At 42.4% G+C, this 25,281-nt stretch carries 25 protein-coding genes and 1 pseudogene; 11 read left to right on the forward strand and 15 right to left on the reverse strand.

Features of this window, described 5'->3' with window-relative positions:
* Positions 1 to 7: 7 nt before the first annotated feature.
* Positions 8 to 3,205, reverse strand: a complete 3,198-nt coding sequence (locus NVS78_RS08200; protein WP_286358753.1) for an ATP-binding protein — start codon at positions 3,203 to 3,205, stop codon at positions 8 to 10.
* Between the two features lie 154 nt (positions 3,206 to 3,359).
* Between NVS78_RS08200 and NVS78_RS08205 the strand changes: the two genes are divergently transcribed.
* Entirely contained in the window at positions 3,360 to 4,715 is a 1,356-nt protein-coding gene (locus NVS78_RS08205) for an MATE family efflux transporter (RefSeq protein ID WP_286358754.1), read from the forward strand.
* A 186-nt stretch (positions 4,716 to 4,901) separates the two neighbouring features.
* On the opposite strand, the gene NVS78_RS08210 is transcribed toward NVS78_RS08205, so the two are convergent.
* The 6 genes and pseudogenes from NVS78_RS08210 to NVS78_RS08240 form a co-directional block, all read right to left on the reverse strand.
* Positions 4,902 to 5,504 carry a response regulator transcription factor gene (locus NVS78_RS08210; RefSeq protein WP_041504947.1) on the reverse strand — a complete coding sequence of 201 codons (603 nt, stop codon included), beginning with the start codon at positions 5,502 to 5,504 and terminating at the stop codon, positions 4,902 to 4,904.
* A complete protein-coding gene (locus NVS78_RS08215) occupies positions 5,485 to 6,192 on the reverse strand; it encodes a hemerythrin domain-containing protein (protein ID WP_286358755.1) in 708 nt (235 codons plus the stop codon). Before NVS78_RS08215 ends, NVS78_RS08210 begins: the two co-directional genes overlap by 20 nt.
* A gap of 189 nt (positions 6,193 to 6,381) precedes the next feature.
* Positions 6,382 to 6,696 (reverse strand): hypothetical protein, encoded by a 315-nt coding sequence (locus NVS78_RS08220; protein ID WP_052634689.1) that lies wholly within the window; start codon positions 6,694 to 6,696, stop codon positions 6,382 to 6,384.
* An 85-nt stretch (positions 6,697 to 6,781) separates the two neighbouring features.
* Complete coding sequence (locus NVS78_RS08225) at positions 6,782 to 7,153, reverse strand: hypothetical protein (RefSeq protein ID WP_286358756.1); 372 nt, start codon at positions 7,151 to 7,153, stop codon at positions 6,782 to 6,784.
* Positions 7,154 to 7,230: 77 nt separating this feature from the next.
* Positions 7,231 to 7,718: pseudogene (locus tag NVS78_RS14195) on the reverse strand (YbhB/YbcL family Raf kinase inhibitor-like protein).
* 148 nt (positions 7,719 to 7,866) lie between these two features.
* Entirely contained in the window at positions 7,867 to 9,363 is a 1,497-nt protein-coding gene (locus NVS78_RS08240; RefSeq protein ID WP_286358758.1) for an IMP dehydrogenase, read from the reverse strand.
* Between the two features lie 168 nt (positions 9,364 to 9,531).
* Between NVS78_RS08240 and lgt the strand changes: the two genes are divergently transcribed.
* Positions 9,532 to 10,365: a prolipoprotein diacylglyceryl transferase gene (lgt, locus tag NVS78_RS08245; protein ID WP_286358759.1), complete on the forward strand. Its 834-nt coding sequence runs from the start codon at positions 9,532 to 9,534 to the stop codon at positions 10,363 to 10,365.
* Here lgt and NVS78_RS08250 read toward each other — a convergent pair.
* Positions 10,362 to 11,360: a PCMD domain-containing protein gene (locus NVS78_RS08250; RefSeq protein ID WP_286358760.1), complete on the reverse strand. Its 999-nt coding sequence runs from the start codon at positions 11,358 to 11,360 to the stop codon at positions 10,362 to 10,364. The genes lgt and NVS78_RS08250 overlap by 4 nt on opposite strands.
* Before the next feature lie 362 nt (positions 11,361 to 11,722).
* On the opposite strand from NVS78_RS08250, the gene NVS78_RS08255 reads away from it, so the two are divergent.
* Positions 11,723 to 12,790, forward strand: coding sequence for an NAD(P)H-dependent flavin oxidoreductase (locus tag NVS78_RS08255; RefSeq protein WP_041503776.1), 1,068 nt, complete (start codon positions 11,723 to 11,725; stop codon positions 12,788 to 12,790).
* Positions 12,791 to 12,962: 172 nt separating this feature from the next.
* Positions 12,963 to 13,535, forward strand: a complete 573-nt coding sequence (locus NVS78_RS08260) for a flavin reductase family protein (RefSeq protein ID WP_286358761.1) — start codon at positions 12,963 to 12,965, stop codon at positions 13,533 to 13,535.
* Between the two features lies 1 nt (position 13,536).
* Here NVS78_RS08260 and NVS78_RS08265 read toward each other — a convergent pair whose 3' ends face one another.
* Positions 13,537 to 14,805 carry a uracil-xanthine permease family protein gene (locus NVS78_RS08265; protein WP_286358762.1) on the reverse strand — a complete coding sequence of 423 codons (1,269 nt, stop codon included), beginning with the start codon at positions 14,803 to 14,805 and terminating at the stop codon, positions 13,537 to 13,539.
* A 150-nt stretch (positions 14,806 to 14,955) separates the two neighbouring features.
* On the opposite strand from NVS78_RS08265, the gene cas6 reads away from it, so the two are divergent.
* On the forward strand, positions 14,956 to 15,735 hold the full coding sequence (gene cas6 / locus NVS78_RS08270) for a CRISPR-associated endoribonuclease Cas6 (protein ID WP_286358763.1): 780 nt from the start codon (positions 14,956 to 14,958) through the stop codon (positions 15,733 to 15,735).
* Here the strand turns inward: cas6 and NVS78_RS08275 are convergent, their stop codons facing one another.
* Together NVS78_RS08275 and NVS78_RS08280 are read right to left on the reverse strand one after the other, a co-directional pair.
* The gene (locus NVS78_RS08275; RefSeq protein ID WP_286358764.1) at positions 15,736 to 16,431 is read right to left on the reverse strand and encodes a phosphatase PAP2 family protein; all 696 of its coding nucleotides are present in this window, start codon (positions 16,429 to 16,431) and stop codon (positions 15,736 to 15,738) included.
* 51 nt (positions 16,432 to 16,482) lie between these two features.
* Complete coding sequence (locus NVS78_RS08280) at positions 16,483 to 16,929, reverse strand: thioredoxin family protein (RefSeq protein ID WP_286358765.1); 447 nt, start codon at positions 16,927 to 16,929, stop codon at positions 16,483 to 16,485.
* 149 nt (positions 16,930 to 17,078) lie between these two features.
* Here NVS78_RS08280 and ispE point away from each other — a divergent pair, with 149 nt between their 5' ends.
* Positions 17,079 to 17,894 carry a 4-(cytidine 5'-diphospho)-2-C-methyl-D-erythritol kinase gene (gene ispE / locus NVS78_RS08285; RefSeq protein WP_286358766.1) on the forward strand — a complete coding sequence of 272 codons (816 nt, stop codon included), beginning with the start codon at positions 17,079 to 17,081 and terminating at the stop codon, positions 17,892 to 17,894.
* 82 nt (positions 17,895 to 17,976) lie between these two features.
* Here ispE and NVS78_RS08290 read toward each other — a convergent pair whose 3' ends face one another.
* The 4 genes from NVS78_RS08290 to bcp all read right to left on the reverse strand — a co-directional run bounded on the left by NVS78_RS08290 (position 17,977) and on the right by bcp (position 22,308).
* A complete protein-coding gene (locus NVS78_RS08290) occupies positions 17,977 to 18,525 on the reverse strand; it encodes an HdeD family acid-resistance protein (RefSeq protein WP_286358767.1) in 549 nt (182 codons plus the stop codon).
* A gap of 108 nt (positions 18,526 to 18,633) precedes the next feature.
* Positions 18,634 to 20,712, reverse strand: coding sequence for a dipeptidyl-peptidase Dpp5 (gene dpp5 / locus NVS78_RS08295; protein WP_286358768.1), 2,079 nt, complete (start codon positions 20,710 to 20,712; stop codon positions 18,634 to 18,636).
* Positions 20,713 to 20,776: 64 nt separating this feature from the next.
* Positions 20,777 to 21,796 (reverse strand): recombinase RecA, encoded by a 1,020-nt coding sequence (gene recA, locus NVS78_RS08300; protein WP_286358769.1) that lies wholly within the window; start codon positions 21,794 to 21,796, stop codon positions 20,777 to 20,779.
* 41 nt (positions 21,797 to 21,837) lie between these two features.
* Positions 21,838 to 22,308, reverse strand: coding sequence for a thioredoxin-dependent thiol peroxidase (gene bcp, locus NVS78_RS08305; protein WP_286358770.1), 471 nt, complete (start codon positions 22,306 to 22,308; stop codon positions 21,838 to 21,840).
* Positions 22,309 to 22,569: 261 nt separating this feature from the next.
* On the opposite strand from bcp, the gene NVS78_RS08310 reads away from it, so the two are divergent.
* The 5 genes from NVS78_RS08310 to NVS78_RS08330 are packed head-to-tail and all read left to right on the forward strand — an operon-like array spanning position 22,570 to position 25,280.
* Positions 22,570 to 22,881, forward strand: coding sequence for a DUF4491 family protein (locus NVS78_RS08310; protein ID WP_286358771.1), 312 nt, complete (start codon positions 22,570 to 22,572; stop codon positions 22,879 to 22,881).
* Positions 22,882 to 22,895: 14 nt separating this feature from the next.
* Positions 22,896 to 23,312 carry a PaaI family thioesterase gene (locus tag NVS78_RS08315; protein ID WP_286358772.1) on the forward strand — a complete coding sequence of 139 codons (417 nt, stop codon included), beginning with the start codon at positions 22,896 to 22,898 and terminating at the stop codon, positions 23,310 to 23,312.
* The gene (locus NVS78_RS08320) at positions 23,312 to 24,361 is read left to right on the forward strand and encodes a winged helix DNA-binding domain-containing protein (RefSeq protein WP_286358994.1); all 1,050 of its coding nucleotides are present in this window, start codon (positions 23,312 to 23,314) and stop codon (positions 24,359 to 24,361) included. The genes NVS78_RS08315 and NVS78_RS08320 overlap by 1 nt, the downstream gene beginning before the upstream one ends.
* A gap of 11 nt (positions 24,362 to 24,372) precedes the next feature.
* A complete protein-coding gene (locus NVS78_RS08325) occupies positions 24,373 to 24,972 on the forward strand; it encodes a hypothetical protein (protein ID WP_286358773.1) in 600 nt (199 codons plus the stop codon).
* Positions 24,972 to 25,280 carry a nitrous oxide-stimulated promoter family protein gene (locus tag NVS78_RS08330; protein WP_286358774.1) on the forward strand — a complete coding sequence of 103 codons (309 nt, stop codon included), beginning with the start codon at positions 24,972 to 24,974 and terminating at the stop codon, positions 25,278 to 25,280. The genes NVS78_RS08325 and NVS78_RS08330 overlap by 1 nt, the downstream gene beginning before the upstream one ends.
* Position 25,281: the final 1 nt, after the last annotated feature.

Raw genomic sequence — 25,281 nt, forward strand, 5'->3', positions numbered from 1 at the left:
GCTACTTCTAATAAATAAAGCTTTTTACCATCTCTTTCAAAAGAGAAGCCTGTATGGGTTTGGTGATGTATTCGTTACATCCGGCTTCTGAAGCTTTTATTCGATCCTTGTCGTAAGCGAAAGCTGTTAAGGCAATAATCGGTACGTGTATATGTTTTTCCCGTATCCGTCGGGTGGCTGTCAGACCGTCCATTTCCGGCATTTTTATGTCCATAAGAACCAGATCTGGATGACTCTCTTCCACCATTTTTATTGCTTCCAAACCATTCAATGCCCTGAGTACGGTATATTCTTTTTTGAGAATAGTGGAGATCAATATATAATTGCTATCCGTGTCTTCTGCTACTAAAATAGTAGGTTTATTCAAATTCTTTTCCGGTAGTATTGTATTGGTAAGCGTAACTCCCGTTTCGGTCGCTTGGGACGAAATGTAAGGAATGGTAAACCAGAAGCGCGACCCGACTCCTTTTTCGGAGTCGACGCCGATAGTTCCTCCCATTTGTTCCACGATGCTTTTGCATATGGCTAATCCTAATCCGGTCCCGTGGATGAACGTGTCTAATTTCACGAAGCGGTCAAAAATAGAGTGGATGTGTTCTTGGTCTATACCGATACCTGTATCTTGTACATAAAATTCGATCTGGTCTCGAGTAAAACGATAACCTAACGTGATGCTTCCCCGAGAGGTGAATTTTATAGCGTTATTGATGAAGTTGGATATGACTTGATGCAAACGATTCCTGTCACTGAATAGATGGCATCCCGGTTGATGACTCCCGAAAACGAGTTGGATGTTTTCCGGTGTTTTCAGTCGTGACGAACGAATGATTTCCTGACACAACAGATTCACGTCTACATCTCCGTTTACGAATTCGAATGTGCCAGCTTCTATTTTCGAGAGGTCGAGAATATCAGATATGAGTTGTAATAAGAGATCCGTATTTTCTTGTATGATATTTATGTATTGTTGTTTCTCGGCTCGCTCGGAGGTATCCAGAAGAAGATTGGAAAAGCCGACGATGGCATTTAAAGGTGTCCGGATTTCGTGGCTCATGTTGGCCAAAAAAGCAGATTTTAATTTGTCTAATGTTTCTGCCTTAATCTTGGCTTCCGTTAATTTGGCTTCGATTTCTTTCATCTCGGTGATGTCGAAATTGATACCGGTCAATTCAAGATAACGTTTGTTTTCCAACACTCTCGAAGCAATGTCGCTTCTGATCCATTTCCATTTACCGTTATCGTCTTTTACCCGTACTTCTTTGTGCATCCGGTTTATCTTTCCGCTCAGGAGATCCCGGTACAATTTTTTTATTTCCGGTCTGTCTTCGGGATGGACGTGCGGATATACCCCAATGATATTTTCGAATTGAGAATCTTCGGATGCACCCCAGTTCTTAAACCATTGACTGATAGCAAATCCTTTTTGCTCTTCTTGATTCCAACGGCAATAACCGATTTTTGCATAGTCGGCGATGATGGAAAAGAAATTTTCGAACTCTTTAATTTTATTGTGGGCTGTCAAGATTTCCGTGTTATCGATAACAATAAAAAGATAATTCTGAAATTGATCGTTATTATCGTATAGAGGAGTTATTCTGATCAATAAATTCTTTATCGCGTTTTGATAGTTGGTCTTGTAATATTTGTGAAGGTTGACTTTAGAGAAATCATACCTGACAACATAATTCACTTCTTGCTTGGCCAGAACCTGAGCTTTGACCTCTTCCGTGAAGTTCGGATTATCAAGAAAATTGACTCCCAGAACATCCTCTTTACGTGTTAACCCGAATATCTCCAGATCTTTGTTGTTGATATCGATAGCAATTCCGTTTTTATCATAAATCTCTATGCCCACGGGAATGTTTTTATATATGTTTCGTAACATTTTTTCGCTCCGATCCAACGCTTCGTGAGCCTTAACGGTTTCTGTGGTATCGGAGAAAAGAGCGACGATCTCTTCTTTACCGGGAGAATAGATAATGGTTCGGCAATACTTATTACCGTTATTTACAGAATAATTGGCCTCGTAATAATTTTTGACGGAAAGAGTATCGGTTATTTCTTTTAAAGAGGGGCCGGAACTTATCGGAAAGTTTAAAGAACTGGCGTTTTTACCGATAATATGATGACGATTTTTACCCGTGATTTCCTCAAAAGCCGGATTGGCGTCAAGGTAGGTGTAGTCTATAGGCGTTCCTTCGCCGTCGTATATCAGTTTCATGCGTATGTAGCCTATGGGCATGTATTGATAGAGATTTTCAAAATATTCTCTTTCTTTATGTGCGATTTGTTCGGAATTATGTAATTGTATACAAATGCTGATGATGTTCCCCATGGAAGCAAACCATTGGTAATCTTCATTGCTCCAGGAACGGTACTCCGTCATTATATTGATGCCTAAATACCCCCATACCCGGTCTTTGGATAGCATGGGAACCATCATCATGGATTTTATATGCTGGGCATCCCAGTGCATTTTCTCTTTTGAACCTTGTTGCGGAATTTCATCCAGGTTAGATAATATAATGGGAATGGAATTCATCAATTGCCGATTTTTCCAAGGAGTCTCGTCGATATGCAGCGACAGCTCGGTCTGTTGATCTTGCGGTAATCGATCGTTTAAGACTTCATACAAACAATGTTGGGTCATGTTTTTTGGGTCGTATTCGATAATATATACCCGATCCCCGTTAAATTGTTCCTGGATATCGTATAGTATTTTTAGAATGACACTTGAGATTTCTTCGGTTTGTAAAAATGTGAGTAAGGAACGGGAAATACTGTTTTGTTGGTACAACAGGTGATTGACCTTGTTTAATGCTTTTCTGTCGGTGTCTTTTTCTTGGTCCTCAATACATTGCAGGAATCCCCACGCGACGAGATGCCCTCTTTCGTCTCTCTCTTTTAAACCTAATTGGGAGTGAATCCATCGTATGCCGTATTTGGTATGAATGGGAAATATTTGTTCGTACACGTCTTGGGCCAATATGAAAGCAAATTCATTGGTAATGCGTGCTTGATAATCTTCTCGTATAAACTCCTTGAAATCATAGAAAGGGAGGATATCGGATTTTAGGTCCAGTAGATCTATGATGAAATTGGAGCAGGTATATGTCTTGTCATGAAAATCGGCTTTCCACCATCCCCATTTTGCCATATTTAAAAGAGCTTTCAGTTTATCCGGTACAATTTCGTTTTCTTTCATATCACCTTTATATAATTTCCCGACTAAATTAGGTAATATTCGTGAAATAGTGAGTCAGTTTTCCTGTTATTTTCATTATCTTTACACGCTTTTTGGGATAATCGTTTCTTGAATATCCAAATACTTTTCAGATTCGAAATATAAAAATGAACATATGTCAGTGGCAAGTACTCCTCACATATTGGAAGCCAAGCCGATTGGTAAGCTACTATTGCAATATTCAATTCCGGCAATTATCGGAATGACGGTCACGTCTTTATATAATATTATAGACAGTATATTTATCGGGCATGGGGTAGGCCCTTTGGCTATTTCTGGATTGGCGATTACCTTTCCATTAATGAATCTTGTCATTGCTTTTTCTACTTTGGTCGGAATCGGGGGAGCTACGATCACCTCGATTTATTTGGGACAAAAAGATGTGGATAAAGCAACTCGTGTTTTGACTAACGTATTATTGCTTTGTATCATCAACGGATTTTGTTTCGGGGGAATTACCTTGTGGCTTTTAGAGCCTATTTTGCATTTCTTCGGGGCGAGTCAGGATACGCTTCCTTATGCCAGGGATTTCATGCAGGTGATTTTGCTTGGAAATCCGATATCGTTCGTTTTTATCGGTTTGAATAATATCATGCGGGCGACGGGATATCCGAAGAAAGCCATGCTCTCGTCTCTGGTGACGGTATTTGCCAATATCATTCTGGCACCTGTATTTATATTTCATTTCGATTGGGGAATTCGTGGGGCGGCGACAGCCACGATCCTTTCGCAATGTTTGGGGTTAGTCTGGATTTTAAACCATTTCCTGAGTAAATCGAGTTTTATTCATTTTAAGTCCGGTTATTTTAAATTACAGAAACGGATTGTCATGAGTATTTTTTCTATTGGAATGTCTCCTTTCCTGATGAATGTTTGTGCGAGCACCGTGGTCATTATTTTGAATAATAGTTTTAAGACATACGGGGGGGATTTGGCTATCGGGGCTTACGGTATTGTAAATCGGGTGTTGACTCTTTTCGTGATGATCGAGTTGGGATTGACACAGGGAATGCAACCTATCGTGGGGTATAATTATGGCGCAAAGCACGGTGATAGGGTGAAAAAGACGTTGAGAATCGCTTTGTTTGCCGGAGTTTCCATTATGACCTTCGGATTCCTGATGAGCGAAATTTTTCCTCATGCGATCGTGGGTATGTTTACCGGGCATGAACAGTTGATCGAACTGGCTAACACGGGATTGAGAATTACCTGTCTTATGTTTCCCTTCGTGGGAGCTCAGATCGTTATTACGAATTTTTTCCAGTCTATCGGAAAGGCTAAGGTTTCTATCTTCCTTTCCCTTTCCCGTCAACTGTTATATCTATTACCCTGTTTGTTGATCTTGCCTCGTTACTGGGGTATTACCGGCGTGTGGGGAAGTATGCCCATCTCGGATTTTGTCGCTTTCGTGACGGCTGTAGGAACGTTGATTTATTTTAAGAGGCATGCGATTTTTCTGAAAGAGGTGTAAAAAGGAACGAACCGGAAATGAGCTAAACCGGTTCGCTTGAGAGTGTTATCTCTTCCAAAATATAGAGGGCTTACTAAAATTCGACATATCGTATTATTTTCTGGTGACAAAGATGGGGGAATTCCCGTTGCGATGCTATCCCTATTTGTGGGGAAAATTTATTAGGACTATCCCCAATTGTGGGGATTATTCGATTTCGTTTTGATCCAGGAGATTGTGCAAGAGAGCGTAGACCGTAAGACCGGCGATGGATTTTATACCCGTTTTGCGGGATATGTTTTTTCGGTGGGAAATAACCGTATGTATTGAAATGTGATGCTGGTCGGCTATTTCTTTGTTTTGTAAACCTTTAACGACTGAAATGAGTATTTCTGTTTCCCGGTCGGATAGCTCGTAGTTGTCGCTACTTCCGGGGGTCGCTTCCTGATGCTCTATCGCTTGTTGTAATTTCTTATTGATCTTCGTTCCGTCATCATATATGGAGATCATTCCGTCGTATTGTTTTAGATTGTCAGCATAAACATAATGATACAAAAGGGCGATGAATAAAGTTTGAGAATATTGAGAGAATATGGATTTTATGGCATGTTGGCGATGAAAATCCATGACGATCGGGTTGAGTATAACGATATCCGGAAGTGAAGCAGTCGGATGTTCGGAAAAATGAAATAAGTCTTCAGAGCAATGGAGAATTTCAAATTCAGGAAGGGTTTGAAAAATCTTTTTTAAACCTTCCGTGACGATAGGTGAGGGCTCTATAAGGGTTATTTTATATTTTTTCCTGTTCATTGTTGTGGTTTTCTAATCGTTGGACAAACGGGACCAATATCTTATCTTCAAATAACGAGTGTTTGTTCAAATCTTCTTCCAATAAAAAAAGATTGAAAAGAATCTTGTTTCGCAGATCGGACTGACAATTACCCGGTAAGTATTTGATGATGATGTTTTTTAGGTCATTCAATTTATCTTCGATATTACTGTGATTTGCTTCAAATTGTTCAATGGAATAATTACCCGAGGATTTGCCTTTTAATAAATCCAAGATATAGGGAAAGACCGTATTTTCTTCGTAACTCAGGTGATTGGCCACTTCGGCCCGGTAATCTTCGAAAAAGCGAGTCAACAGAGCACCCTGCTTGGGATCGTAACAACGAACGAGTTCTGCGAGTTGGGCCTGAATAGCGGGGATTTGGTCTTTTATGTAATGATCGTGTGATTTTTGTAGATAACAGGTCAGATCATCGATATGAATCTGACTTAACTCCCCTTGGTTCGGAAAGTATTCATCAAAAGTATAGATATTGCATACCAATAAGAATAGTTCCGTCGATGTTCCCTGTTGTTCGCATACTTCTGCTACATTTTTATCCCCGAAGCCTAATTTTATATCGAATCTGGGCAATACTAACAACAATTTGAAATTGATATGGATCAAGTCGGCCAGTTTCTGCTTTTCAGAAAATAATAAATGTTTCATACGTTAAAATTTGAGACAAATATAAGTATTTATTTAGAATAAATAAAAAGAAAAATATTCGATTTTAGTCGAAATGAAGAACGATTTTGTTTTATGGACGGGAAAGGTCTGAAAACGTCTCGTGGGCATGTTCTGTTTAGACCCTGTTGAAAGTTATGGGTGAAATCTTTCAGACCTTTCCCTATTTTATTATTTATCGGTTTCCGGAATGACAGCTCCGGAGAGAGCGATAGCTTCCTTGTTACGGAAAGTCATGACGGGTGATACGGCTACATACGAGAGTACGATGTATTCGAAGAGTTGTACGGTAGCGCGTTTCCCTCTATTCGTCAGGGAAATCTCAAGTTTTATTCCCGTGTTGTCTTCTGCGTATTGGCTCAGTCTGGAAAGATTAATGAATTGTTTGGTCTCCAGAAGGTATTGCAAACGAGGTAATTCGTCCGGCTCGAAGAACAAGGCATAATTTTGTTCTTTCCGGCTTTTTGAAAATAGATTTGTTTTCATATCGGCTTTTATAGTGTGTGTTGTTAATAAAAATGGATCTTTTTCTCCTAAAGGAAAAAGGGCAATACGAACAGAATAAAAACCTTCAAATCAGTAGTTTGCATAATTCGTGAAAATGGTGTTTGTAATCACGATCTTGTGATGTTTTAATGTAATTGTGAGAGAAATTATGATCATTATTATTTATACACGCGTACTCCAAGGGAATTCCTTCCAAAAGAATACGAATCTGAGATGGTAATTGTGAACGGCGTAAAGACATCCCGTTTTGTTGCGGAAGAATACAGTCGCTATAATGATTTTGATAATGTTCTTGGTCATGAACGGATCTCTCAGCCTGAATGAGTATTTGCTGAAAATGCTCTTGCTCGGATTCAGTCATCACCAATCCCATGACTACGTTGGTTAATTGGGAAACCACCAGGATCAGAATCGTATGTAGTATAAATCTGACCATAATTTTGTATTTGTTCCAAATATAAAAAATAAATAACACAAAACCAATGATTTAGATCGACTTTGTGTTATTATATATTAAATCTTGTAATAAAAAACAATAGATGCTTTTTCTAACGTATGTTTCCATAGTTCTAAGCCGACCTGTGCCGGAAGGGCCTCTTTATCCGATTGGAGTTTCTGGATGTCGAGAGCGTACACTGTAATCACGTAGGCGTGCCAATTATCTCCCGGAGGAGGGCATGGGCCGCTATAACCGTAACTTCCGCCGTCATTCCGGCTTTGTATGGCATCGCCGGGAGCTATATGCTTGGATGTGTTTCCCGCGTCAGTCGGTAATTCCCGGGTCGTGGGGGAAGATCGAACAGGAGCCAGTGCCAGAATCCGCTTCCGCTGGGAGCATCTTTGTCGTACATGGTAACGGCAAAACTTTTCACTCCTTCCGGTGGATTGATCCAATACAGTTGAGGGGATTTATTTTCTCCTCCGCATCGGGGATGGGCTTGTTCCAGTACGCCTATACCTCCCAAGTCATTGCTTCTTAATGTAAATGTTCCATTTTTCATATGATTCTTTTTATGATTCCGTATATAGATACTTATCTGGAGTGAAAATGTTACGTATGGGTAAGAAGAAGCCGGGAGATAGTTATAAAATGATATAAAAAAAACAGCTCTGTTTCCAAAGCTGTTTTTTATCGTATAATTGATTTTATCAATTGTGTTCTTTTAAGATCACGTCGTGGGCTCCGCCTTCCACGATACTGGTGGAAGAGACCAGGGTTATTTTGGCTGTCCGTTGTAGTTCCGGTATAGTGACGGACCCGCAACTGCACATGGTGGCTTTGATTTTTCCCAATGTTACGTTTAAGTTGTCTTTCATTTTACCGGCATATGGAACGTAGCTGTCTACTCCCTCTTCGAATTTCAACGATTCGCTGCCTCCCATGTCGTAACGTTGCCAGTTGTGGGCGCGGTTTGAACCTTCTCCCCAATACTCTTTTACGTAGTTATTACCGATTTTCAGCTTTTTGGTGGGGGATTCGTCGAAACGGGCAAAATAGCGTCCCATCATAAGGAAATCGGCTCCCATGGCCAATGCGAGTACCATGTGATAATCGTGTACCAATCCCCCGTCGCTGCATATGGGAACATATATACCGGTTTCTTGGAAATAACGGTCCCGTGCCGCGGCTACGTCGATAATGGCCGTGGCCTGTCCGCGACCGATACCTTTTTGTTCGCGGGTGATACAGATCGAACCTCCCCCGATACCCACTTTTACGAAATCGGCTCCGGCATCTACCAAATAACGGAAACCCTCTTCATCGACTACATTTCCGGCACCTACCAATACTTCTCCGTTGTATTTCTCCTTGATCCATTTGATGGTATCCGACTGCCATTCGGAAAAACCGTCTGAGGAGTCGATACATAAAACATCTACTCCGGCTTCAATCAGGGCAGGAACCCGGTCCATGTAATCTCGGGTGTTTATTCCGGCGCCAACCAGTAATTTTTTATCCCGGGTGTTTAGAAGTTCGTTCGGATTATCCTTATGGCTGTCGTAGTCTTTCCGGAAAACAAAATAGGCCAGATGCTGATCTTTATCTATAATCGGCAAGGTATTCAGTTTATGTTCCCAGATAATTTGATTGGCTTCGGAAAGCGTCATGCCGACTTCACCTACGGTTAATTTGGAAAAAGGAGTCATGAACTCTTTTACTTTTCTGTCGGCAGGATCTTTTTCAGCCCTGTAATCCCGACTGGTTATCATGCCCAGTAGTTTTCCGTTAGGAGTACCGTCATCCGTAACGCCCATGGTGGTATGACCTGTTTTTCTTACCAGTGCAACAACGTCGGCTAACGTGTTTTCGGGTGTAAGGTTGGAATCGCTGGTAACGAATCCGGCTTTGAATTTCTTCACTTTTCTAACCATTTCCGCTTGAGACTCGATGCTCTGGGAACCGAAAATAAACGATAATCCACCATTACGAGCTAATGCGATGGCTAATCCCGAATCGGAAACGGATTGCATGATGGCCGACACAAATGGAATGTTCAATTCGATCGCTGACTTTTCGCCTTTTTTGAATTTCACCAAAGGTGTTTTCAAAGAAACATTAGTGGGAATACACTGTTTCGTGGTTAAACCGGGAATAAGTAAATATTCTCCAAAAGTTCTTGATACATCGTCTAAATAGATTGCCATATAATTCTCTTTTACGAAATGATTAAAAATTGTGCAAAGATAGTCAATACAAGGGATTTTTCAGCATTTTGCATGAAATGTTTTTAAGTGGTGAGGATTTTTTTTAGATATAGGGGAATAGATTGGAAATTTCTTATATTCGATTTTTGAAATGAAATTTTAAAAGGGATGAGTTATATACATTGGGATGCAGACCCGGTTTTTATCCGTATAGGGGCTATTCCTATCTATTATTATAGTTTGTCGTTTATTGCCGGAACGGTGTTGTCCGTGTGGATTTTAAAAAAACTTTTTCAAGAGAACGGTATTTCGTGGGTAAACTTACAATTGTTGGTCGTATGGAGTACGGTAAGTTTATTTATCGGGGCTCGTTTGGGACATTGTTTATTTTACGAACCGGATTATTTTTTAGCCCATCCCTTGGAGATTTTTTTGCCGATAACGGCGAAAGCGGATGGCGGATACCTGTTTACCGGGTATCAGGGGATGGCCAGTCATGGGGGAGCCTTGGGATTGATCGTGGCCTTAATTCTTTATTCCGTTTGCCGGCACCAACCGGTCATTCGAACCTTGGATCATATCGCTATCGTATTGCCTTTGGCTGCGGCTTTCATCCGGATCGGAAATTTAATGAACTCCGAAATGATCGGAATCCCGACGGGAATGGCGGGGGCTTTTGTGTTCGAACGGGTGGATGCCATACCTCGTCATCCGGCCCAACTTTATGAGGCCCTGGCTTACTTAGCTGTTTTTTTTCTGAATATAGGACTTTACCGGAAAACAGGTATGGGAAAATATCCCGGATTATACTGGGGCATGATGCTGTCCTTAGTATTTATCGCCCGTTTTGGTATCGAGTTCGTCAAAGAGAAGCAGGTACCGCTCGAAGAGGGGATGATTTTGGATCTCGGACAGGTGCTGAGTCTTCCTTTTATTCTTATCGGAATCTTTTTTTTGATTTATGCCTTTAAGAAAAGACCGCTTTCCGGTCGGACCGCTTAATAAGCGAATCTGACATTGTCTACCCAAAACGTGTTTCCTAAGGATCCCACGTAGGCTTCTCCGTGACTGGAAGAGATTTTCAATATAAGGTGTGTAGGGGTGTCGTCGGGATCTCCCCAACCTTCCTCTATGATGGGGACCGATTTCCCTTTGCTGTTTAGGCAGTATTGGTAATTGTCTGCCGGAATCAGATCCATATAAGGTTGGAATCCGGAATCTTTGGAAGCATCCCCGTAAATCAGTTTGATCGAGTGATTGTTAACCCAATCCGGGGTCGTTTCGGAGAAACGCTCTACACCCGTGGCTATTCGTTTGGCATGCACGTTTCCTTTTTCGTCTTCCCATCGCTTTTGCAAGATAATAAACACTTCGGCGCAATCTTTTCCCGGAACTTTTGTCGTTCTTCCGAAGCCGGGAGCTTTAATTCGGTCCGGATCACCGTTGGTTTTCATTTTGTAATCGAGTACCATCGTCAAAGGACGTTCGGTGAACGGAATGCCCATGTTTAATTTGGCCTGGGGATTTTTCGTATCTTTTATGGGCTCTAGCATTTCTCCTAAAAATATGGTTCCTGAAGCCAATACCGTAATGTTCACGATGCCGAATACCTTGCAATTTTCCATACGGGTTTCTAATCGGGCACATTGCCCTTCTCCTCTTTTTTCGGGAAAAACCGTATTGCTGCATTTCGTGATTCCGCTCACGTGAGCCATGACATTGGAGGTCCTCCACGGTGACTGTGGAGAGTGACGGTAGGCGATGGTTCCCCTGATCGTATCGGCAGGGGCTATTTCGTGAAGAGTTTTGGTTTTTCCTCCGATAACGAATGATTCTTCGATAACCCTTACTAACCAGTTATCCATGTCTCCGAACGGAATTGATTTTATACGAGCACTGTCTTGGGCCTTCCCGACGGCAACTCCCCCAAGAACGAAATTTAAACACAAAATACCTTTTAGTACACGGCTCGTAAAACAGCCTTTAATTCTTCTCATAATGGTCCCTAATTAATGTCTCCTTTTGGTCTACGAAAAAATGAAATTACTTGTTACTTGAGCAATATTCGTGCCGTATTAACACAAGTAAACAATAATATCCATTTTATTTTCCCGGTAAGATTGCCTTTATCGTATCTGTTTCTGACAGGTAGATTGAAACGGGGATAAATAGTAATGTTTATAGAGAGTTGAATCATAATTTGGGGATGAATTAAAGAATCTTTGAATATACGTTTCGAAGGAGAATAAATGCAAGAGAGTATAAACATAGTTAATAATATGTTATAAGTGAGCGAGAAAATACAATTAAGCGAGATTTTATTGTACATTCGTCAAATATTATTTAATTTTTTAGTAAAATGCGAACATTAAAAATTGGAAATTTATCCATTTCGATACCTATCATACAAGGTGGAATGGGTGTTGGAATTTCGCTTTCTGGATTGGCGTCTGCTGTTGCAAATGAAGGAGGAGTCGGGGTTATTTCGAGTGCCGGGTTGGGGTTGTTGTATCGGAATTTATCGAAGGATTATATTGAAGCAAGCATATTGGGATTAAAAGAAGAGTTGCGTAAGGCAAAGGAGAAAACGAAAGGAGTAATCGGGGTAAACGTAATGGTCGCCATGTCTAATTTTGCGGATATGGTGAAAACGGCTGTTGCCGAGAAAGCCGATATTATTTTCTCCGGGGCAGGTTTGCCTTTGAATTTGCCGAGTTTCTTACCGAAGGGGAGTACCACGAAATTGGTTCCTATCGTTTCTTCGGCTCGGGCAGCCCGGGTAATTGCCGAAAAATGGAAAAGTTTATATGATTATTTGCCGGACGCCTTTGTCGTGGAAGGCCCGAAAGCGGGAGGGCATTTGGGATTCAAAGACGAGCAGATTAACGATGAGCATTACGATTTGGAACATATTCTTCCGGAAGTGATCGGAGAAATAAAGGAGATAGAGAAGCGTTATCATCAGGAGATTCCGGTCATCGTTGCCGGGGGAATATATACCGGAGAGGATATCCGGCATTTTATGGATATGGGAGCCGCGGGGGTTCAGATGGGGACACGTTTTGTGACCACGAAAGAGTGTGATGCTTCGGATGCTTTCAAACAAACTTATATTGACGCAAAACAGGATGATATTCAGATTATAAAAAGTCCTGTAGGAATGCCGGGAAGAGCGATATTCAGTAAGTTTATTCAAAAGGTGAAAGAGGGACAAAAACAACCTAAAACTTGCATGTGCAAGTGTATTAAGACCTGTGATATCAGTAAGAGCCCTTATTGTATTATTTCGGCTTTGTATAATGCTTTTCGTGGAAATATGGATAACGGTTACGCTTTCGCGGGAGCCAATGCTTTTCGGGCGACTTGCATTACTTCGGTAAAAGAGACTTTTAAAGCTTTGATAGAGGAGTTTAATAAGACTAAGTAGCAGCTTGAAAAATAGAAGGGAGATAGGTATATGTCATATACCTGTCTTTTTTTTCGGGAAAAATTTTAATAGGAAAGATACGTTTTTCTTGTCTTAATGCCGGTAGCAATGTCTGTTTTATGCTATGTAAACTTTCTCTATCTTTGCCGGAAAAATAGTAAAGTCTGTAAATATGAAACATAATTGGAAACCGGGGACGATGATATACCCGCTGCCGGCCGTATTAGTGAGTTGCGGAAATACGCCGGAAGAGTATAACATTTTTACGGTTGCTTGGACAGGAACTCTTTGTACGAATCCGCCCATGTGTTATATTTCCGTGCGTCCGGAACGCCATTCGTACCCGATTCTGAAGAAAAACCGGGAGTTTGTCATTAATTTGACTACGGCGGATATGGCTTACGCGACCGATTGGTGCGGGGTACGTTCGGGCAAAGACTACAATAAGTTTGAAGAGATGAAGTTGACACCCGGACAGGCTACAGTCGTTCAGGCTCCCACGGTGGAAGAGTCTCCCGTTTGTATCGAATGCCGGGTGAAAGAAATTATTCCTTTAGGATCCCATGATATGTTTATGGCAGAGGTGGTGAACGTGTTGGCCGACGATAATTACCTGAATAAAGAGACCGGTAAGTTCGAATTATCAGATACTACCCCGTTGGTTTATGTACACGGGGAGTATTTTGGTATCGGTGAAAAGATCGGTCATTTCGGTTGGTCGGTTCGGAAAAAAAAGAAGAAATAACCTATTTTTCTTTTCTGAAAATAAGGTGTTCCAATATTAAGACCGAAATGACTCCCATGACAAACCCGTTACCGATGATCGGGCGGATAAGGGGAGGAATGGAGTTTAGTGCGCTATCCGGGGCAAAAGAGAGCAGCAATGCTACCATGAGCGGAAAACCGATTACGATACCGCTATTAAAGTTTTTCACGGCGGTTTCATGGACCGTCATTTGCAAACCGGCAGAAAGTTGTGCTGCCATCAGGTAGAGTAGAACCGCTCCCATTACGACATGGGGAATATGTCCCATTACGATTATCAATTCGGGGAAAAAAGCACTTATTACAAGGCCTATGCCTGCCGGGATCAGGGTATAACGGGAAGCACATCCGGTGGCTGATATGATACCCGGACTCATGGAGTAATCGATAGGGCCTACAATACCGACTAAACCGGAAAGTATGTTGGTGATACCTACAACGCCGACTCCTTGGGTCGTTCGTTTTTCCATTTTGTCTGCACCTATGAGCTTTCCTACGGCCTGAATAGAACCTAATTCGTTTACGATAAGTGCAATGAAACAAAAAATAAAGGAGAGAATGACACCTGCATCGAATTCCAAAGGAAAATTGAAAAAAGAGAGTCCTGCTTTTGAAAAGGCAGAGGAGGGAAATGAGGATTTCGGGAATCCTTGTACTCCGTAATACAGTAAACTGCCTATAAGAAGAGCCCAGAGAACAACGGTGGATTTCCATATGCCCCGAAATACCTGATTTCCTATGATCATGGCAAGGGTGAGCAAGATGGCGAACGAGAGATGGAACAAGGTATGTCCCGCTTCGCCGAACAGAAGTTTCAGAATAACCGGGGAGAGCGTAATGGCTATCAGGATGAGGATAACCGTGATGATTCTGGGAGTGAATATAAATTGTAACTTAGAGAGTAATCCGCTATAAGCGAGTAAGGATAGAAAAATTCCTCCAATCAGAATAGCCGTGTACACGGCGGAAACGGATGCCGATGCGGATGCCAGGACACCGATGAGCAGAACGGAAGCAGGTCCTATGATAAGAGGTAAACGGTGTCCCCATAATACTTGTATAATTAAGGCAATGCCCATTATTCCGAAAATTTTTTGCATATAAAATGTTTGGGCGATCGCGTTGCTATAATGAATTTGCGATACGATAACCCCCAGAATGATGATGGAAGGAATGGATACGACAAACCATTGGAGTCCATACATAAGTAAAGGTAGCAGAGAGGGTTTGTCATTCAACGCGTATTTCATGGCTTTTTGTTTTAAGAACAAACAAACTTACGATATAAATGCGGGTCAAACAAATGGTACGGAAAGTTTATTAAAATGTTGGTAAAAAAGGGGTATGACTGGTAATATGTAAAATTATTTTTATCTTTAAAACGGATTAAAATAAGAAACATGAGGTTTAGATTGATTCTGAAAGTCGATAAAAATGTGTGGGGTACGATATTGCCTTGCAATTATTTATATCCTCTGAGCTCCACCATTTATAAAATATTGAACGAAGGTAATTCCGAATTTGCCGCTTGGTTGCATGATCACGGGTATATAACGGGGGAGCGTAAACAGTTTAAGCTTTTTACCTTTTCGAATTTATATATACCCCGTTTTCAGATTTTGGGAGACCGAATGAATATCTTGTCGGAAGAGGTATGCCTGATTGTCTCTTTTTATCCGATCGATGCCATCGAAGCTTTTGTCGTCGGGTTGTTTAATAATCGTCATATCGTTATCGGAGATAAGCAAACCCGGGTTTCTTTCGATGTGGTTTCTGTCGAACGTCTGCCGGAGCCTTCTTTTAGCGAAACGATAAGGTTTCGGACGATTTCGCCGGTTTTTATAGATGAGAAGCGGGAAGGAGGAGGTACTACCCGTCATGTATCTCCCGATGAACCTGTTTTTTTGAGGTTGCTGGAGTATAACCTACTCGAGAAATATCGTGCGTTCTATTGTCAGGAACCATTGCCAGAATGGCATTTGGATCGTTTGCAGGTATTGTCGCCCCTTAAGGCTAAGACGATTACTATAAAGGAGGGGACTTCTCAGAGGACCCAATTAAAAAGTTACCTGTTCGGGTTCGAGATCACGGGAAATCCGGAATTGTTGAAATTGATGTATGATAGCGGAGCCGGTAGGTTGGGCAGCCAGGGGTTCGGGTGTATCGAGGTCTGGACATGATCAAACGAAAAGAGCGTATATTCCGAAAGCGAAAATCGTAATAAGGCCCGTGTAAATGATGGTAAGCGTGTATTTTATACCGCCTGGATGTTCTATTAGGTAGCAATCGCGTTCGTTGCGGACAAATTCTCTTACACGCGTACAATGCAAGGCGAATCGGTAGAGTAGGTAAACGATACTACCCGCCGTTATACCGACAACCATGCCGAAAAGAAGGTCTCCGGGATAATGTACTCCCACGTAGATTCTCGAGTAACAGGTAATAACGGCCCATAAAATGAAAAAGACGGAGAGGGCTTTATTCCTGAAAAACCATAGGATAAAAAAAGTTAAGGCAAAGGTATTGGAAGCGTGACAGGAGGGAAATCCGTACATTCCTCCTCTTCTTCCGTTTATCAGGTGTACGATGTCTGCTATCTCTTGATTATGTGAGGGACGGGGACGTTCGAATAGGGGACGGAGGATGGAACTACAGGTTTGATCCGCCAAGGTTATGACCAAAGCAAAGGCTATTGTCGTCAAAATGACCGTGCGCCAGTTGAAATTCCTCCATAAAACATAAAGAATGGAAGCATACATGGGAATCCATATTAATTTCCCCGTATATATGGACATGAAAGTATCCCAATAAGGAGAATGTATGGAGTTGAGGTTTAAAAATAGCTCTTTGTCCAGTTCTTGAAGCGTTTCCAGCATGTTTTCAAATTTAATTCCGTAAATAAATCAAGCAAATTTATAATTTACAAATCATTTTTTACGATGTAGGCTTACTTTATTTACTTTGAGAACCTTCAAAATAATTTTTTCCAAGTCATTTTTGGAATGCACACCTAATACTTTTACCGGGTTTTCTTTTTTAGGGATAAAAAGCATCAATGGAATTTTTTTAATCTCCAGCACCTTTGCCAGATCTTTCTCTTTTTCTATGTTCACTTTATAAATTTGTAGCGAATCGCCGTACTCTTTCTGGATCTTTGTCAGGATCGGTGACAATCGGTGACAGGGAGGACACCAATCGGCATAAAAATCCACGATGACCGGTTTATCTCCTTTGTAACGCCATTCTTTATCCTTCATGTAGTCCCATATCAACTCCTTGAACTCTTTCGTGGTAATGGATTTTACCCTCGGTTCTTCGGGTGTTGAACTTGTTGTTAAAAGCAGGATGATCGTGAAGAAAGATAGTGCTTTCATGTTTTTAGTCGTTAGGTAATTGCAAATGTACGTGTTTTGTACGGGATTGATTGCCTTGTGGATGAAAATAATTTATTTTATGGATGTTTGGAAAACATAAAGAGATTCCCCGTAAATTAATTAATTTTGAGCCATCAAATAGGTAATGTATGGTACTGTTTCCAAATGCAAAAATAAATATAGGGCTTTTTATCACGGAAAAGCGGCCGGATGGTTTTCATAATATAGAGACGATTTTTTATCCGATAGGTTTATGCGATATATTGGAATTACATAAAAAAGAGAGCGGGGCGGGGGAGTGTGTTTTTCACACCTCTGGGATACCGATTGATTGCGAGCCGGAAAAAAATTTGGTTATAAAGGCTTACCGGTTATTGGCAAAAGAGTTCGATCTGCCTTCGGTTCGGGTACATCTGCATAAAATTATTCCTTTCGGTGCCGGTTTGGGCGGGGGATCTGCCGATGCCGCTTATATGCTGAAAGGATTAAACGAACTTTTTGTATTGGGATTGTCCGACTCCCGTTTGGAAGAGTATGCCGTTCGTTTAGGAAGCGATTGTGCGTTTTTTATTCGAAATAGACCCGTTTATGCCCGGGGCAAGGGAGAGATGATGAGTTCGATAGATCTGGATTTGAATGATTATAGCCTTGTACTGGTAAAGCCGGATGGCGGAGTAGCGACACCGGAAGCGTATGCCGGAATTACTCCGCGTGCTGCGACGTTCGATTTGCGGGAAGTACCTTATTGTCCGGTAGCGGATTGGAAAGAACGGGTACGTAATGATTTTGAGAACACGGTAAATAAGAAACTACCCGAGATAAACAGGATCAAAGAACGGCTGGCCGAGGCTGGGGCTTTGTACGTTTCGATGACGGGAAGCGGTTCTGCCGTGTATGCCTTGTTTAATCGTAAAGTTGAGGTAAAGGAGTATTTTCCGGACTATTTTACTTGGCAAAGCGAATAGTTGTGGATAAGTGACAAAAAGATCGAGGAGGCATGACAGCCTGTTCGATCTTTGATGACTAAAATACGATAGAAGATGAATCTTACCGTTTGTCTATAAAAGCATAAATGAATGACGAGATACCCGCGAAAATAAAACAAAGTCCCGTCCAGATAATGATATTCAAAGCTCCCCAAACCGGATAGAAAATAATCATAAAGGAGAAGATCAACGTGAGTATTCCTCCGGTCAGTATCCAACCCCATCCTCCGATTTTCAGCGAAGACATTTGGAGCGAATCACTGATAAAATCAATGCTTTTAAACAGTAGAATAAAGCCCACGATGTATGGCAGAATATCTTCCGTTATGCCGGGATTGGTAAGTAACACGAAACCGATGATTAAATCGATGATACCGAGCGTAAAACCCCATCCCCAATGTCTGGCATGCTTGCCGGAAAAAGCGTTCAGAATTTCTCCGATACCGATAATCATGATAATGATACTGAAATAAAGGGCGAGTCCTAAATAAGAAATTACCGGATGGCGTAAAATACCGATCCCGAAGACAAAGAGTACGATTCCTAAAATAATGTATAGCCACCGGAATCCTTTGGGACGTGTTGAAGTTGAAATTGTAGATGTTGTCATAACTGTTTTCGTATTAATATTTTGTTTTATATACGATACGGAACGAAAAAGTTATGGCTTTTAAGTAAAAATGTAATAAAAAAGTCGTCCTACTGGACGACTTTTTATTTATTGTTTTAACCATCGGTCTAACCAAGCGGCAAACGTGCGTTGCCATAGGATACCGTTCTGGCAGCCTAAAACCCAATGGCACTCTTCCGGGAAATAGAGGTATTGAGCCGGAATACCCCGCATGCGGGCGGCATTGAAGGCTCCCATGCCTTGAGATGCATCTATACGGAAATCCTGTTGTCCGTGGATGACTAAAATGGGAGTATCCCACTCGCCAACAAATTTATGCGGAGAGTTGTCGAATGTACGCTGAGCTATTTTGTTGTTTTTTTCCCAAGGTGCTCCTCCCATATCCCAATTGGCAAACCACATCTCTTCGGTGTTGTAATACTGCATCTCCATATTGAAAATACCGCAATGGGCAATAAATGCCTTAAAACGTTTGTCGTGGTGTCCTGCCAGGTAATATACCGAGAAACCGCCGTAGGAAGCTCCGACACAACCCAGACGGTTTTCATCGATGTAGGGCTCTTTCTTCATTTCGTCGATGGCGGACAGGTAGTCTTTCATATTTTGTCCCGTGTAGTCACCGCTGATTTGTTCCAGCCACTCCTGTCCGAAACCGGGCAATCCCCGGCGATTCGGTGCCACGATGATGTAATCGTTGGCTGCCATCATCTGGAAATTCCAGCGGTAGCTCCAGAATTGGCTGACCGTACTTTGCGGTCCTCCTTCGCAATAAAGGATAGCGGGGTATTTTTTATTCGGATCGAAATGGGGCGGATAGATGATCCAGGTTAGCATCTGTTTGTTGTCCGTCGTTTTGATCCAACGCGCCTCTACCTTACCCATAGTCAGTTGATCCAGTATTTTTTTATTGATAAAGGTGAGTTCTTGGTCTTTGCCGCTTACCGGATCTACTTTGTATAGTTCTGCCGGCTTACTCATGGAAACCTTACCGGCTAACAAGAAGTCGCCTACCGGAGTCACGGAAGTATAGTTATGGACTCCTTCCGTCAATTTCTTGATGACTCCGTCGTTGAGAGTCAATTTGTAGATTTCGTCGGTAGCATGATAATCGGAGATAAAATAGATGGTATTGTTGTCGGCCCAATTCAATCCTCCCACGTTCTGGTCGAAGTTTCGCGTATACTCTTTTTTCTCTCCCGTTTGCAGGTTCATGACGAAAAGCCGGATCTTGTCGGCTTCATAGCCGTCGCGCTCCATACTTTCCCAAGCCATTAGCGTACCGTCGGGGGAGAGTACCGGGTTATTGTCATATCCCATCATGCCTTCGGTTAAGTTGCGTGTTTTACCGCTGCTTAAATCATAAAGGTATAGATCCGTATTCGTGGACGAGGCATAAGCTACTCCCTCTTTTTTACGAGCCGTGTAGATGATGCCTTTGTTGTCTTTGGTCCATGCGATTTGTTCCGTACCGCCCCAGGGACGAACGGGAGACTCCCATTTTTCGCCTTCCATGATGTCTTTTCCGGTCGTGATCGGTTTGCCAGGGGTATACTCTGCCACGAACGGGTGTGTGTAGGTCTCTACCCATTGGTTCCAGTGACGATACATCTGGTCGTTGATCAACCGGGCATTGGCTTTGGGGAGATCCGGGTGCAGGTCGTGTACGTCTTGCTCTAACTTCACCTCTTTTAAAAAGAGTAATTTCGATTTATCCGGAGAATAGATATAACCTCCTATACCGCCTTCCACGTCGGTAATCTGCTTCAGGTTGCTACCGTCCGCTTCCATTTCCCATAATTGGACGGAACCCGATCTGCTCGACATGAAAGCAATCTTTCCGTCCGGGGTCCATGTTTCTCCGAACTCTTTGTAATCGGTATCGGTTAATTGCGTACTTTTTCCATCCGCCAGATTCAGTAGATACAAATCGGAATAAGAACGATCTTCTTCCTTGTTGAAATAGGTTACGTCGTAAACGACGGACTTTTGATCCGGAGAGACCTGGAAACTTCCGAGTCTTCCGAAGGACCATAATATTTCCGGGGTCATAACATCGGATGCAAGCTTCATATCCGGAGTTTTATAACTGGGTTTTACGATTTCTTTCTTGCTGTCGCATGCGATAACGGACAACAAAATTAAAGTAGAATAAAAATATCTTTTCATTCTTTTAGCTGTTATGTTATTAAATAAAAGAAAGGGATACGCACACCATCCCTTTCATTCGCTCTTATGCCTGTTTGTTTTGAATTTCATCCATGGCTACGACAATCTTTTGCTTTAGCTCTTCGGCTAACTCGGGATTGTCCATCACCAATTGTTTCACGGTTTCGCGTCCCTGGCCTAATTTGCTTTCTCCGTAGGAGAACCAGCTACCGCTTTTCTTGATGACGTTGTATTCCACGCCCAAGTCTACGATTTCGCCCGATTGAGAAATTCCCTCGCCGTACATGATATCGAATTCAGCCTTTTTGAATGGAGGAGCGACTTTGTTCTTCACTACCTTCACGCGGGTATGATTCCCGAACACCTCTTCTCCGTCTTTGATTTGCCCGATACGACGGATATCCAGACGTACGGAGGCATAGAATTTTAAAGCGTTACCACCGGTTGTCGTTTCGGGGTTACCGAACATGATACCTATTTTGTCCCGTAACTGATTGATAAAGATACAGCAAGTGTTTGTTTTGCTGATCGTTCCGGTTAATTTCCGTAAAGCTTGCGACATAAGGCGGGCTTGCAATCCCATCACGCTATCACCCATCTCTCCCTCGATTTCGGCTTTGGGAGTAAGGGCGGCCACGGAGTCGATAACAATGATATCGATAGCTGCGGATCGGATCAATTGCTCGGCGATCTCCAGGGCCTGTTCTCCGTTATCCGGTTGAGATATAAATAGGTTATTTACATCTACACCCAGTTTTTCGGCATAGGTGCGATCGAAGGCATGTTCTGCATCGATGATAGCTGCAATACCTCCTAATTTTTGTGCTTCAGCAATAGCGTGGATGGCTAAAGTCGTCTTACCGGAAGATTCCGGTCCGAAGATTTCAATAACCCTTCCTCTGGGGTATCCTCCGACGCCTAAAGCCTTGTCTAAGGCAATGGAGCCGGTCGGAATTGCCGGGATATTTTCCACGACATTTTCGCCAAGTTTCATAACACTTCCCTTGCCGAAATTCTTCTCGATCTTATCGAGGGTAAGTTGTAGTGCTTTTAACTTGTCTTGATTGGTTTCATTTGTTGCCATATGATTGATTTAAAATTTGAATTTTCAATACAATATGCTGGTTAACCTTTTATATCCAACTCTTTCAATATCTGGTTAGCATGGTCCTTCGTGTTAACCTTGGTGATTATTTTCTCGATAATGCCGTTCTGGCCGATAACGAAGGTGGTACGGATAACCCCCATATAACTTCTCCCATACATTTTTTTCTCGCCCCATACGCCGTATGCTTCCATGATTGTTTTGTCCGTATCGGCAATCAGATTGAACGATAAATTGTATTTCGCGATAAATTTCTGGTGGGAGGATGCCGGGTCCGGACTTACTCCGATCACTTCAAAACCTTGAGAGGTAAGTGACGCGTATCCTTCGTTTAAACTGCATGCTTCCGCCGTACAACCGGACGTGTTATCTTTCGGGTAAAAGTAAAGTATGAGCCTTTTTCCTTTAAAATCATCAAGGGTTATCTCCTTGCCGTCCTGATTCTGCCCTTTGAAATAGGGGGCTTTTTCTCCTTCTTTTAACTGTGTCATTGTTTTTCGAGTACTATGATATTTCTACAAAAGTAGGAATATTTTGGAGATTTCAGAGGAAGTCGAAAGAGAAAGTTTGAGGAAATTGAAGATTCCGGAAACAGAGGTGTTACGGCGGAAAAGATTTCTTTTTGATCCAGCACGATGATATGACAAACGTCGGGTCGGATAAAGGGAGCCTTCCGAATCCTCGGACGTTTTTTTATTCTTTGATAAAACGCTTTTTATCCGTAGTTTTGCGGTCAATAAAAATGAATTACCATGGAATTTATAGAGACCTATAATTTGACGGGCTTGATTATCGGGATATGTACGTTTTTGATCATCGGCCTGTTTCATCCGATTGTCGTAAAAGCGGAGTACTATTGGGGAACGAGATGTTGGTGGATATTTTTGCTCTTGGGGATAGGGGGAGTTGTTGCGGCATTATTGGTAAGGGAAGTCATGTGGTCTTCCCTGTTAGGAGTCTTTGCATTCTCTTCTTTTTGGACGATCAAGGAGATTTTCGAACAGGAAGAGCGGGTAAGGAAGGGATGGTTTCCCAAGAATCCGAAGCGGAAATATAATTTTTAGATTAAAAAACGGAGATGAAAATTGAAGAGGTATTGATACAAATGAACCGGGAATGCCGGGGAACCTTGGTGGAACACTTGGGAATAGAGTTTACCGGAATCGGAGAAGATTGGCTGGAAGCCCGGATGCCGATAGATGAACGTACGATGCGCCCGGGAAGTTTGCTGCATGGTGGAGCTATTATGGCCTTGGCGGAGACAGTAGGTAGTGGTATTACGTACGTTTCGGTTCCTCGGGAGGGATTTCACGTGTTCGGTATCGAGATAAACGGAAACCATATCCGGAAGGCTCAAGGGAGTTATGTTACGGGGCGTGCCGAATTTATTCATAAAGGACAACGTACTCATGTGGTGAGTATCAACGTGACGGATGAATTTGGGAACTTGGCTTCCGTATGTCGGATTACAAATGTCATTCTTCCCAAATCATGATGATAGAAGAGGTTCGCGTATATAGCCAACAATTGTCGGAAGCCGTATTTGATAAGCCCGGGGAGCTTGTTCATTGGATGGGGGCCGTACAAGCCCAACATTATCAGATGGCCAAATGGGCTGTTGGTCTCCGCTTAAAGTCCGCCACTTTGCAAACGGTGGAAGAGGCATTGAGGAGGGGTGAGATATTGCGTACCCATGTGATGCGTCCTACCTGGCATTTCGTGGCTGCCGAAGATATTCGTTGGATGTTGAAGTTATCTTTTTCACGGATAAAGTCTGCCAATGAATCGTTTGCAAAGAGTAAAAATTTAGGTATAACGGAAAAGTCGTATTTGTGCTGTAACCGCTTGTTTGAAAAAATATTGGAAGGAAATAGAAGTCTGACCAAGGAGGAGATCGGGACGGAGCTGATGAAGACGGGATTGGTTGTCGATTTTGCTCGGTTGACCCATTACCTGATGCGTGCGGAGGCGGAAGGAATCGTATGCAGTGGTGTCGATAAGGATAAAAAGTCGACTTATGCTTTGTTGGAAGAACGGGTACCGCCTGTGAAAGAGTTGCATAGGGAAGAGGCCTTGGCAAAGTTGGCCGTCAGCTATTTCAGAAGCCATTCGCCAGCCAGTTTGCAGGATTTTGTATGGTGGTCTGGGTTATCGATCGGCGATGCCCGGCATGCCATGGATTTGATACGCTCGGAATTGATTCCGGATCGTTTTGCCTCATACCGATTATTCGTGCACAGTTCATGTGATAAAAACATGAATATCGATAGGATATTGCATTTTCTACCTGCTTTTGACGAATACCTGATCAGCTACAAGGAGAGAGAGGCGATCTTGGACCGGGAATATTATTCCAAAGCCTTCAATCGTTGGGGAACTTTTTATCCGGTTATTCTCTATAATGGAAAAATTGTCGGGAATTGGAACAAAGAGGTCGCAAAGGGACAGGTTTCCGTTGAAACCTCTTTTTTTGAACGGATAGAGTTGGATCATAGCCTGTTAAAAGCGGCAGAGAAGAGGTATAAGGAGTTCATTATGACGTAAACGAAAGAGAGATGGCTTCGGTAAAAAAGGCGTTTGAATGGCATTGTTCTTCCGCGAGTTGGGCGGAGGCGAACCGTAGGGCCGGTATACGTATCAGGTCCGAATATAGGCGGGATGTCCGGCTGGACGTGCCGCAACGGATAGAGAAGATCGCTATCGGATATATCGGGGAGTTTGCTTTTGATGAGTGGTGTCGGTTGAAAAAGCTCCCGGTTGTTTATTTGGGAGAAAAGATTGGGGATACGCCCGATCATGGTGATTTTTTGAGTGCTCGGAACGAGATAATCGACGTTAAAACACAAGAAGTATTTTATTTTCCTCACGATGACTGGAGGTGTGAGGTTACGGACGAACAGGTCAAAAGAGTAGTGGATATCTATGTGTTTTCCAAACTGTATACTCGCGGTCACGAGCGGGTGTTGTTGTCGATAGGGTGGATATCCAAAAAAGATTTTTTGCAAAAAGCCGTTTTTAGAGCACCCGGAACGATATTACGGGGCAAACCGGTTCATTACGCGAAGTGGGACGTGACGATCGAAGAATTGAACGATATGGACCGGCTGGCGAGTGTGTTGGGAGCAGATGCTGCCGTATTACGAGATAATAGATAATGGACAAAAGTAAAGTTTTCCGCGTGGAACGGGAAAAGAAAATTGTAGAGACGATGATTCGCCTCTATTGCAGGAAAAAGGAGGGAAATAAGACCTTGTGCCCGACTTGTGCGGAGTTATTGGAATATGCCCGAGCGAGGTTGGAACATTGTCCTTTCGGGGAGGATAAAACTTCTTGTAAACATTGTCCCGTTCATTGTTATTCCGCGAAAATGAGAGAACGGATCCGGAGAGTGATGCGTTTCTCCGGACCCCGAATGTTATTGTATTCGCCTCGGGCGGCGTTGGAACATTTATTTCGGAAATAAT

It is taken from the genome of Gabonibacter chumensis, assembly GCF_024741215.1.
Classification (GTDB): domain Bacteria; phylum Bacteroidota; class Bacteroidia; order Bacteroidales; family Marinifilaceae; genus Gabonibacter; species Gabonibacter massiliensis.